Genomic DNA, 10,970 nt, shown 5'->3' on the forward strand with positions numbered 1-10,970 from the left:
CAATGAAAAAATTAACTATTGGCTTAATTGGCAATCCTAATTCCGGCAAGACAACCTTATTTAATCAGTTAACCGGCGCACGCCAGCGTGTGGGAAATTGGGCAGGCGTGACGGTGGAACGCAAAGAGGGCCAGTTCACTACAACAGATAATCAGGTCACGCTGGTTGATTTACCGGGGACCTATTCACTCACCACGATTTCATCCCAGACCTCACTCGATGAGCAAATTGCCTGCCACTATATTCTGAGCGGCGACGCGGATCTGCTCATCAATGTGGTGGATGCCTCCAATCTCGAACGAAATCTGTACCTCACGCTACAGCTGCTGGAGCTGGGTATTCCCTGCATCGTAGCGCTTAACATGCTCGACATCGCCGAGAAGCAAAAGCTGCGCATCGACGTCGACGCCCTCTCCGCCCGTCTGGGCTGCCCGGTGGTTCCGCTGGTTTCTACCCGCGCGCGCGGCATTGACGCCCTGAAGCTGGCGATTGACCGCCACACGGGCAATGCCGACGTCGAACTGGTCCACTACGCCCAGCCGCTGCTGCGCGAAGCCGGGCAACTGGCGCAGGAGATGGACAACAGCATGCCCGCCAGACAACGTCTGTGGCTTGGCCTGCAAATGCTGGAAGGCGATATCTACAGCCGCGCCTACGCAGGCGATGCGGCTGATAAGCTGGGCGTCGCGCAGGCTCGCCTGAGCGACGAGCTGGACGATCCCGCTCTGCATATTGCGGATGCGCGCTATCAGGCTATCGCCGCTATCTGTGACGTGGTCAGCAATGCATTAACCGCTGAACCCAGCCGCTTCACCGCCGCCGTGGATAAGATTGTGCTCAACCGCTTCCTCGGTTTGCCGATCTTTTTACTGGTGATGTACGTGATGTTCCTGCTCGCCATTAACATCGGCGGTGCATTACAACCTATCTTTGATGGCGGCTCTGTCGCTATCTTCGTGCACGGTATTCAGTGGCTGGGCTACACCCTCCACTTCCCGGAATGGTTGACCATCTTCCTTGCGCAGGGGATCGGCGGCGGGATTAATACCGTCCTGCCACTAGTACCGCAGATCGGCATGATGTACCTGTTCCTCTCCTTCCTTGAGGATTCCGGCTACATGGCGCGCGCGGCCTTCGTAATGGACCGCCTGATGCAGGCGCTGGGGCTGCCGGGCAAATCGTTCGTGCCGCTAATTGTCGGTTTTGGCTGTAACGTGCCGTCAGTCATGGGCGCGCGTACGCTGGATGCCCCGCGCGAACGCCTGATGACCATCATGATGGCGCCGTTCATGTCCTGCGGCGCGCGTCTGGCGATCTTCGCGGTCTTTGCCGCGGCGTTCTTTGGTCAGGAAGGGGCGCTGGCCGTCTTCTTCCTGTATGTGCTGGGTATCGTGATGGCTATTCTCACCGGCCTGATGCTGAAGCACACCATCATGCGTGGCGAAGCGTCGCCGTTCGTGATGGAACTGCCGGTTTATCACGTTCCGCATCTGAAAAGCCTGATTATTCAAACATGGCAGCGCCTGAAGGGCTTCGTTCTGCGCGCCGGTAAGGTGATTGTGGTGGTCAGCATTTTCCTGAGCGCCCTGAACAGCTTCACCCTGAGCGGCCAGGCCGCGGACAACATTAATGACTCTGCCCTGGCCTCCGTCAGCCGGATCATTACGCCGGTCTTCAAACCGATTGGCGTTCAGGAAGACAACTGGCAGGCAACCGTGGGCCTGTTCACCGGCGCGATGGCAAAAGAGGTAGTTGTCGGCACCCTGAACACGCTTTACACCGCGGAAAACATCCAGGAAGAGGAGTTTAATCCGGCAGCGTTCAACCTCGGCGATGAACTGCTTGGCGCGGTGGAAGAGACCTGGCAGAGCCTCAAAGACACCTTCAGCCTGAGCGTACTGGCGAACCCGATTGAAGCCAGCAAAGGCGACGGCGAAATGGCGACCGGAGCAATGGGCGTGATGGGCCAGAAATTTGGCAGCGCGTCGGCGGCCTACAGCTACCTGATCTTCGTCCTGCTCTATATTCCATGCATCTCGGTCATGGGCGCCATTGCCCGTGAGTCCAGCCGCGGCTGGATGGGCTTCTCCATTCTGTGGGGGCTGAACATTGCCTACTCGCTGGCGACCGTGTTTTATCAGGCCGTCAATTACAGCCAGCATCCGCGCTACAGCCTGGTCTGTATCCTCGCGGTGATCCTGTTTAACGTAATGGTGATTGGCCTGCTGCGCCGGGCGCGTAGCCGCGTTGACGTTAACCTGCTGGCAACGCGCAAAACCCCAACGACCTGCTGTAACAGCCCAGCAGGCGACTGTCACTGAGGGGAAAAAGATGGCATCGTTGATTCAGGTTCGTGACTTACTGGCGTTACAGGGACGAATGGAGGCGAAGCAGCTCAGCCTCAGCCTGCATACGCCGCAGCCGATGATCGATGCCATGCTGGAAAGGCTGGAGGCGATGGGGAAAGCCGTGCGCATTCAGGAAGAGCCGGACGGTTGTCTGTCCGGCAGTTGTAAGAGTTGTCCTGAAGGCAAAGCCTGTCTCAGGGAGTGGTGGACGCTTCGCTGATAAAACCGGACAGCGCCGAACAAAACTCAGCAGGATGAGAGATGAACGGCGCATGTGCCGCTTTGGCAACCACCATTGATTTACTCTCCGGCCACAGCGCATCCAGCAGCGGAACCACCTTGCGCGGAACCAGTCCATCCAGATAGCCATAAATACGCAGATGCGGCACCGTTAACGACGCCAGCGGCTCGCGCAGATCGGCCGTTTTCAGGATCTCCAGTCCACCGTTCAGCACCTCAACCTCCGGCATCGGCAGAGAAAGCACCGTCTGCTTCAGCGTCCGTGCGTCCTGACGGGCGGTTTCTGTTCCCATGGTTTGTAGCGCCAGAAAACGCTCCACCGTCCGCTGGAAGTCTTCGCTCAGCTGATGCTGGAACCCGGCCAGCACCTCGGGTTTAATGCCCGGCCACGCCTCGCGGGCGCTGAAACAGGGTGATGAGGCAACGGTGATCAGCGCCTGGACCCGCTCAGGATGGCGCAGCGCAATCTGGCTTACCACCAGCCCGCCCAGGCTCCAGCCGAGCCAGACGGCTTTTTGCGGCGCCGCTTCCAGAACCTGCTCCGCCATGTCGTCAAGCGTCATCGCGCCATAGCCGTGGCTACGGCCATAGCCCGGTAGATCCACCAGGTGTACCGTGAATTGCGAGGCCAGTTCCTCACTTATGCAACGCCACACTTCGGCGTTCAGTCCCCATCCGTGCAGCAGCACAAGATGACAATTTCCCGTCCCAACGGTCTGCCACCACAGCGTCTTCATCAGTTAACGTTCTCTTTTTTCACATGGAGGTTGCGTATGCTAACAGTGCCCGGCTTGTGCTGGCTATGCCGAATGCCACTTGCGATGAGCGTGTGGGGCGTCTGTTCCGTTTGCACGCGAGCGCTGGGTTACCTGAAGGGCTGTCCGCAATGCGGCTTGCCTGCCATCAGCCAGACGCTTCCCTGCGGCCGATGCCTGAAAAAAGCGCCGCCGTGGAGCGCGCTGGTGGCGGTGGATGATTATGTATTGCCGCTGAGTCGTCTGGTTCATCAGTTCAAATTTTCCAGCCAGATCGCGCTGGCGCAGCCGCTGGCACGCCTGTTATTACTGGCGGTATTGCAGGCGCGAAGAACGCGTGGGCTACCGCCGGTCGACACGCTCGTGAACGTGCCACTGTTTCAGCGCCGCCACTGGCGGCGGGGATACAATCAGAGCGACCTGCTGTGCCGTCCGCTCGCCCACTGGCTGGGTTGCCGGTACCCAGCCTCTGCGCTGAAACGTACTCATGCCACTGCCGTTCAGCACCGGCTCAACGCCCGGTCGCGCAAAAGGAACCTGAAAAACGCCTTTCGCCTTGAATTGCCGGTCAACGGCCTCCATATCGCGATTGTGGATGATGTCGTCACCACGGGCAGTACCGTGGCTGAACTTTCCCGACTGCTTTTGCAAAGCGGCGCCGCGTCAGTTCAGGTATGGTGTCTGTGCCGTACCTTGTAGCCCTTCTTCAATGGGCGTATGATTATACCCAGGTAATTTAGTCAACTATTAGGCCAAAGCTATGATCCGTATTTCCGATTCTGCACAAGCGCACTTTGCCAAACTGCTGGCAAATCAGGAAGAAGGGACGCAGATCCGCGTGTTTGTGATCAATCCAGGCACTCCGAATGCAGAATGTGGTGTCTCTTATTGTCCTCCGGATGCCGTGGAAGCAACTGACACTGCCCTTAAATTTGAACAGCTCACCGCGTACGTTGATGAGCTGAGCGCGCCGTATCTTGAAGATGCGGAGATTGATTTCGTCACCGACCAGCTGGGTTCTCAGCTGACGCTGAAGGCGCCGAACGCGAAAATGCGTAAAGTCTCTGACGATGCCCCGCTGATGGAGCGTGTGGAATATCTGCTGCAATCGCAGATCAACCCGCAGCTGGCCGGCCACGGGGGACGTGTTTCCCTGATGGAAATCACCGAAGATGGTCTGGCGATCCTGCAATTCGGCGGCGGCTGTAACGGCTGCTCCATGGTCGATGTCACCCTGAAAGAAGGGATCGAGAAGCAGCTGTTGAACGAATTCCCGGAACTGAAAGGCGTGCGCGATCTGACTGAGCACCAGCGCGGCGAGCACTCCTACTACTGATTCAGTGCCCGTCTGTATTGCCCGGTGGCGCTGCGCTTACCGGGCCTATATTTTCTTGCCTCCCCCTCTATATGTTGACCTGCGTCTCATAATTCAAATTTTGCCTCCCTGGGTGATTCTCAATCACGTCATGTTACCCGTATCATTCTCGTGGGCACTCAACACCCTTATAACAGCCGACTAAACTTAACGTTTTCGCAGGCATCAGTATGAGTGCCGTTAACACTCTGTTCCCAGTTGGGACAACCGGAATTTGTCGTTGAAACAATGACGTTACCCATAACAATTCAAAGGCCAGGTCAATCATGCCATTAGTCATCGTCGCTATCGGTGTTGTGTTATTACTGCTCTTGATGATCCGCTTCAAAATGAACGGATTTATCGCTCTGGTTCTGGTGGCACTTGCAGTCGGTCTGATGCAGGGAATGCCGCTGGTTAAAGTTATCAGCTCCATTAAAGCCGGTGTCGGCGGTACGCTCGGCAGCCTGGCGCTGATCATGGGCTTCGGCGCCATGCTCGGTAAAATGCTCGCGGACTGCGGTGGCGCGCAGCGTATTGCCACTACCCTTATCGATAAATTTGGCAAGCAGCACATCCAGTGGGCGGTGGTGTTAACCGGTTTTACCGTCGGTTTCGCACTGTTCTATGAAGTGGGCTTCGTTCTGATGCTGCCGCTGGTGTTCACCATCGCCGCTGCCGCCAACATCCCACTGCTGTTCGTGGGCGTGCCGATGGCTGCGGCGCTGTCCGTCACCCACGGTTTCCTGCCGCCGCACCCGGGTCCAACGGCTATCGCCACCATCTTCCACGCCGATATGGGTAAAACCCTGCTGTTCGGTACGATTCTGGCGATCCCGACGGTGATTCTGGCAGGCCCGGTGTATGCGCGCTTCCTGAAAGGCATCGATAAGCCTATCCCGGAAGGGCTGTACAGCGCCAAAACCTTTACTGAAGAAGAGATGCCAGGCTTTGGCGTCAGCGTCTGGACCTCACTGGTACCGGTGATCCTGATGGCGATGCGTGCCATAGCAGAGATGGTTCTGCCGAAAGGTCACGCGTTCCTGTCCGTTGCGGAGTTCCTGGGCGACCCGGTAATGGCAACGCTGATTGCGGTATTGATTGCGATGTTTACCTTCGGTCTTAACCGCGGTCGCTCCATGGATCAGATCAACGATACGCTGACCTCTTCCATCAAAATCATCGCCATGATGCTGCTGATCATCGGCGGCGGCGGCGCGTTCAAGCAGGTGCTGGTCGACAGCGGCGTGGATAAATACATCGCTGCCATGATGCATGAAACCAACGTATCGCCGCTGCTGATGGCGTGGTCTATCGCCGCCGTTCTGCGTATTGCGCTGGGCTCTGCGACCGTTGCGGCGATTACCGCAGGCGGCATCGTGGCACCGCTGATTGCCACGACGGGCGTCAGCCCTGAACTGATGGTTATCGCGGTCGGTTCGGGCAGCGTGATTTTCTCCCACGTGAACGATCCGGGCTTCTGGCTGTTCAAGGAGTACTTCAACCTGACCATCGGTGAAACCATCAAGTCCTGGTCCGCGCTGGAAACCATTATTTCGGTGTGCGGTCTGATCGGGGTGCTGCTGTTGAATATGGTGGTTTGATGTAAAAAGCCGGGTAGCGCTGACGCTTACCCGGCCTACATTCTATTCCCTCTCCCTCTGGGAGAGGGTTAGGGTGAGGGTGAAACTACCGCTTATTACCCACCGCTCTTCTGCGCTTGTCCAAATCCTTAATCAACCTGTTCACCCCGTCATCGGCGAACATCGCTTCAAGCGTTGTGGACAGTTTGCGTCGCCAGTTTTTGTATTGATAGCTGGTGCCGGGGATGTTTACCGGCTCCGCCATATCAATCCAGTCTTCCGGTTGCAGACCGAGCAATGCGCTGTTGCTGTCGGCAATATAGCGCTGTAAGCCACGATTAAGCGTTGGCGTCATCGACATCAGCGACGCCTTATGCCCGGCGCGCTTCGGCAGACAACCATGTTTATGCAGCGCGTCCAGCAGCCCCTGCTTCGCCAGCTCGCGATCCTGATATAGCCCGCGCAGAACCTCTTCATTCGGGTAGAGACCTAACGTTTTGCCGAGCGTCAGGTCGCCGCTTTCCCAGTAGCCTCTGAGCGTAGGAAGATCATGCGTCGTCGCGACTGCCATTGACTGTTCAGGGTACGCTTTCGGCGCGCGGAAGGTTTTCTCATGGTCGTTTTCAAAATACAGCACTTTGTAGGAGTAGACGCCGCTGTCGCGGAGCTTACTGACAATTTCCACCGGCACGGTTCCGAGATCTTCGCCAATCACCATGCACTGATGACGTTTACTCTCCAGCGCGAGGATTGAGAGCAAATCGTCCACCGGATATTGCACGTACGCCCCGTGGTCAGCCGTTTCACCGTACGGGATCCACCACAGGCGCAGCACGGACATCACGTGGTCGATACGCAACGCGCCGCAGTTCTGCATGTTAGCGCGCAGCAGGTCGATAAACGGCTCGTAGGCACGCGCCGCCATCACGTGCGGATCCATTGGCGGTAAGCCCCAGTTCTGACCAAGCGGGCCCAGAATATCCGGCGGCGCACCGACGGAGGCTTTCAGACAGTAAAGCTCGCGGTCACACCAGGTTTCCGCCCCGCCTTCCGCCACGCCGACGGCCAGATCGCGATACAGCCCGATCGGCATGTTATAGCCCTGGCTCACCTGCCAGCAGGCGGCAAACTGGCTGTACGCCAGCCACTGCAACCAGAGATAGAAATCCACCTCGTCGGCATGCATCTCACAGAACGCCTTCACTTCCGGGGTATCCACGGACTGATACGCTTCCGGCCACACCGGCCAGCCCCAGCGCATCTCATCCTCCTGGACCTGATACGCATGCAGCGCATCAAACGCTGCCTGCCAGTAAAGGCTCTCGCCTTCCTGCATCACAAACTGGCGGAAGGCTGCCATCTGCTCGTCGTCACGCTTCGCAAAGCCCTTCCATGCCAGACGCAGAGCCGCCATTTTCAGCGCGGTCACGGAGGCATAATCGACCCAGTCCGCATCGCGGGCCTGTTTCAGCATCTGTTGGGTGGTCTCAAGCTTCCACCACGCCTGCGCCTCTTTGCTGTTTTTGAAATCGTCTAACGCGTTAACGTCGATGTAGATCACGTTCAGCCAGCGGCGGGACGACGGGCTGTACGGGCTGGCGCTTTCCGGGTTGGCCGGATAGAGGGCGTGGATCGGGTTGAGGCCGATGAACGCGCCGCCGCGCTCGCCCACGGATGCCAGCATCTTTTTCAGGTCGCCAAAATCGCCAATGCCCCAGTTGCTGTCCGAACGCAGGGTATAGAGCTGCACGCAGGCGCCCCACAGCTTTTTGCCTTCAAGCAGCGCCTGCGGCTCATAGCAACGCTTTGGCGCCACGATCACCCGACAGTGAAAACGCTGGTCGTCCCGGGTAAGCGTAAGCGTGTGGTAGCCCTCCGGCAGCTTCGCCGGAAGGTTAAGGGTTTTGCCGCCTGTGGCATGGCCTTTGTGCTGATGCCCCTCTTCGGTGGTGAGCAGCCAGCTGAACTCGCCGCGCCCTTCCACCGCCAGCGGCATCTTTTTGCCCGCGGTAAAGACCTTCACGTTCGGCACCGGCGCACCCGACGCTTTCGCGTCGGTTTTGTGCATGGCATCCAGCAAACGTCTTTTGGTGTCCGCACCAATAGACTGCGGTTTGCCGTGCGCATTGATGTAACTGAGGCTAATTCCCGCCGCCTGCGCGGCACTGTCCAGACGTTTACTCTCCATCGCGCTTCCTTAGCGTTTTGCCTGCCAGATACGAGCCTGATAATCACGGATTGAGCGGTCAGAACTGAACATACCGCAGCGCGCGGTGTTCAGGATACACGCGCGGGTCCAGGCATCTTGGTCGCGATACAGCACGTCGACCTGCTTCTGCGCTTCAACATAAGCCGAGAAGTCAGCCATCACCAGGTACGGGTCGCCGCCCTGTTTGTCCATGCTGTGCAGCATCTGGTCAAACGCGTGCTTGTCGCCGTCGCTGTACTTCCCGCTTTCCAGCTCTTTGAGCACCGCATCCAGCACTTTGTCTTTTTTACGCCATTTCACCGGGTCGTACCCTTTGGCTTTGATGGCTTTCACTTCTTCAACAGTATGGCCGAAGATAAAGATGTTCTCTTCGCCGACCTTCTCGGCAATTTCGACGTTCGCACCGTCCAGCGTGCCGACGGTCAGCGCACCGTTCAGGGCCAGCTTCATGTTGCCGGTACCGGACGCTTCTTTACCGGCGGTAGAGATCTGCTCGGAAATATCCGCCGCCGGGATCAGCATTTCAGCCGCAGAAACGCAGTAGTCCGGCAGGAACACCACCTTCAGCTTGTCGCCCACTTTCGGATCGTTGTTGATCGCCGCCGCCACTTTATTAATGGCGAGGATAATGTTTTTCGCCAGGTAGTAGCCCGGCGCCGCTTTCGCACCGAACAGGAACACGCGCGGAACGCGGTCGGCCTGTGGATTCTCGCGGATCTCTTTATACAGCGCCAGAATGTGCAGCAGGTTCAGGTGCTGACGTTTGTACTCGTGCAGGCGTTTGATCTGGATATCGAAAATCGCATTTGGGTTGATCTCAATCCCGGTGCGCGCTTTCACGAACGCCGCCAGGCGAACCTTGTTCTCCAGCTTAATAGCGCGGTACTGCTCGCGGAACTTCGCGTTGTCGGCCTGTTTTTCCAGGTTGATGAGCTGGTCCAGGTCGTTGGCCCACTCTTTCTTCAGGGTTTTGTCCAGCAGGCCGGCCAGCAGCGGGTTGCACTGCTTGATCCAGCGACGCGGCGTGATGCCGTTGGTCACGTTATGGAATTTGGTCGGCCACAGCTGGTGGTATTCCGGGAAGAGATCTTTGACCACCAGATCCGAGTGCAGCGCCGCCACGCCGTTCACCGCAAAGCCGCTGACCACGCACATGTTCGCCATGCGCACCTGTTTGTCGTGTACCACGGCCAGCTTCGCCCAGACGGCTTTGTCACCCGGCCAGGTTTTCTCCACCAGCGTTTTGAACTGGTCGTTAATCTTATTGATGATCTGCATATGGCGCGGCAGCAGCGTTTTCACCAGCTTCTCATCCCAGCACTCCAGCGCTTCCGGCATCAGGGTGTGGTTGGTGTAGGCGAAGGTGCGGCTGGTGATGGCCCAGGCGTCGTCCCAGCTCAGCTGATGCTCGTCGATCAGCACGCGCAGCAGTTCCGGGATGGCAATGGTCGGATGCGTGTCGTTAAGCTGAATAACTTCGAAGTCCGGCAGTTGAGCCAGCTTGCGGCCCGCCAGGTGGTGTCGACGCAGAATGTCCGCCACGGAGCAGGCGCACTGGAAGTACTGCTGCATCAGACGCAGCTTTTTACCCGCCAGATGATTATCGTTCGGATAGAGGACTTTGGTCAGCTTCTCGGCGTCGATCCCCTGCTGCTCGGCGCGCAGGAAGTCACCGTCGTTGAATTTGGTCAGGTTAAACGGATGCGCGTGCTTCGCCTGCCACAGACGCAGCGGCTGCGCCACGCCGTTACGGTAGCCGAGTACCGGCAGGTCCCAGGCTTCACCGGTAATGGTGAACGCCGGTTCCCAGAGTCCCTGCTTCGTGACTTTCCCGCCAATCCCGACCTGCACATCCAGCTGCGCGTTGTGGCGGAACCACGGATAGGTATTGCGGTGCCAGTCGTCCGGCGCTTCCATCTGATGGCCGTCGGCAAATGACTGACGGAACAGGCCGTACTGATAGTTCAGGCCATAGCCAATCGCCGACTGGCCCACCGTTGCCATGGAATCCAGGAAGCAGGCTGCCAGACGTCCCAGACCGCCGTTACCCAGCGCCGGGTCAACCTCTTCTTCCAGCAGATCGGTCAGGTTGATGTCGTGTTCTTTCAGCACGTCACCGACCTCCTGATACCAGCCAAGGTTCAGCAGATTGTTACCCGTCAGACGGCCAATCAGGAACTCCATCGAAATGTAGTTGACGTGACGCTGGCCTTTCACAGGCTTCGCCACAGGCTGAGCGTCCAGCTGTTCTGCGAGCGCCCCGCTCACCGCCTGCCACCACTGGTGAGGCGTCATCTCGTTTGCAGCATGAAGGCCAAAACGCTGCCACTGACGCGTCAGGGCAGCCTGAAATTGAGCTTTGTTGAAAGTAGGCTGTGACATAGGGAATCGGCATCCTGTAGAGAGAAAACACATTTGGCGCTAGTGTGCCTGGCTCATTGCGCCTCTTCCTCCTCCTGTCGGGGATTAGGCAGGGAGGAG

8 protein-coding genes are annotated in these 10,970 nt (G+C 58.0%); 5 read left to right on the top strand and 3 right to left on the bottom strand.

Going from position 1 to position 10,970, the window contains the following annotated elements:
• Positions 1–2: 2 nt before the first annotated feature.
• The gene (gene feoB, locus BFV63_RS20505) at positions 3–2,321 is read left to right on the top strand and encodes a Fe(2+) transporter permease subunit FeoB (RefSeq protein WP_069597589.1); all 2,319 of its coding nucleotides are present in this window, start codon (positions 3–5) and stop codon (positions 2,319–2,321) included.
• Positions 2,322–2,331: 10 nt separating this feature from the next.
• Positions 2,332–2,568: a [Fe-S]-dependent transcriptional repressor FeoC gene (gene feoC / locus BFV63_RS20510; RefSeq protein ID WP_017384148.1), complete on the top strand. Its 237-nt coding sequence runs from the start codon at positions 2,332–2,334 to the stop codon at positions 2,566–2,568.
• Here the strand turns inward: feoC and bioH are convergent.
• Positions 2,543–3,325, bottom strand: coding sequence for a pimeloyl-ACP methyl ester esterase BioH (bioH, locus tag BFV63_RS20515; protein WP_003861604.1), 783 nt, complete (start codon positions 3,323–3,325; stop codon positions 2,543–2,545). The two genes, feoC and bioH, sit on opposite strands and share 26 nt — an antisense overlap.
• Positions 3,326–3,361: 36 nt before the next feature.
• On the opposite strand from bioH, the gene gntX reads away from it, so the two are divergent.
• The 3 genes from gntX to gntT all read left to right on the top strand — a co-directional run bounded on the left by gntX (position 3,362) and on the right by gntT (position 6,301).
• Entirely contained in the window at positions 3,362–4,042 is a 681-nt protein-coding gene (gene gntX, locus BFV63_RS20520) for a DNA utilization protein GntX (RefSeq protein ID WP_048241717.1), read from the top strand.
• A gap of 61 nt (positions 4,043–4,103) precedes the next feature.
• Entirely contained in the window at positions 4,104–4,679 is a 576-nt protein-coding gene (gene nfuA / locus BFV63_RS20525) for a Fe-S biogenesis protein NfuA (RefSeq protein WP_003861601.1), read from the top strand.
• 305 nt (positions 4,680–4,984) lie between these two features.
• Positions 4,985–6,301 carry a gluconate transporter gene (gntT, locus tag BFV63_RS20530; protein WP_045349852.1) on the top strand — a complete coding sequence of 439 codons (1,317 nt, stop codon included), beginning with the start codon at positions 4,985–4,987 and terminating at the stop codon, positions 6,299–6,301.
• An 85-nt stretch (positions 6,302–6,386) separates the two neighbouring features.
• Here gntT and malQ read toward each other — a convergent pair whose 3' ends face one another.
• Positions 6,387–8,468 carry a 4-alpha-glucanotransferase gene (gene malQ / locus BFV63_RS20535; protein WP_045345653.1) on the bottom strand — a complete coding sequence of 694 codons (2,082 nt, stop codon included), beginning with the start codon at positions 8,466–8,468 and terminating at the stop codon, positions 6,387–6,389.
• Positions 8,469–8,477: 9 nt separating this feature from the next.
• Positions 8,478–10,871 (bottom strand): maltodextrin phosphorylase, encoded by a 2,394-nt coding sequence (malP, locus tag BFV63_RS20540; protein ID WP_048241715.1) that lies wholly within the window; start codon positions 10,869–10,871, stop codon positions 8,478–8,480.
• Positions 10,872–10,970: the final 99 nt, after the last annotated feature.

This window comes from Enterobacter hormaechei subsp. xiangfangensis, assembly GCF_001729785.1.
In the GTDB taxonomy this organism is placed as follows: domain Bacteria; phylum Pseudomonadota; class Gammaproteobacteria; order Enterobacterales; family Enterobacteriaceae; genus Enterobacter; species Enterobacter hormaechei_C.

Coding starts and splice junctions, on each gene's coding strand:
- gntT (WP_045349852.1), top strand. CDS start 4,985: ATGCCATTAGTCATCGTCGCTATCGGTGTTGTGTTATTACTGCTCTTG.
- feoC (WP_017384148.1), top strand. CDS start 2,332: ATGGCATCGTTGATTCAGGTTCGTGACTTACTGGCGTTACAGGGACGA.
- malQ (WP_045345653.1), bottom strand. CDS start 8,468: ATGGAGAGTAAACGTCTGGACAGTGCCGCGCAGGCGGCGGGAATTAGC.
- gntX (WP_048241717.1), top strand. CDS start 3,362: ATGCTAACAGTGCCCGGCTTGTGCTGGCTATGCCGAATGCCACTTGCG.
- malP (WP_048241715.1), bottom strand. CDS start 10,871: ATGTCACAGCCTACTTTCAACAAAGCTCAATTTCAGGCTGCCCTGACG.
- feoB (WP_069597589.1), top strand. CDS start 3: ATGAAAAAATTAACTATTGGCTTAATTGGCAATCCTAATTCCGGCAAG.
- nfuA (WP_003861601.1), top strand. CDS start 4,104: ATGATCCGTATTTCCGATTCTGCACAAGCGCACTTTGCCAAACTGCTG.
- bioH (WP_003861604.1), bottom strand. CDS start 3,325: ATGAAGACGCTGTGGTGGCAGACCGTTGGGACGGGAAATTGTCATCTT.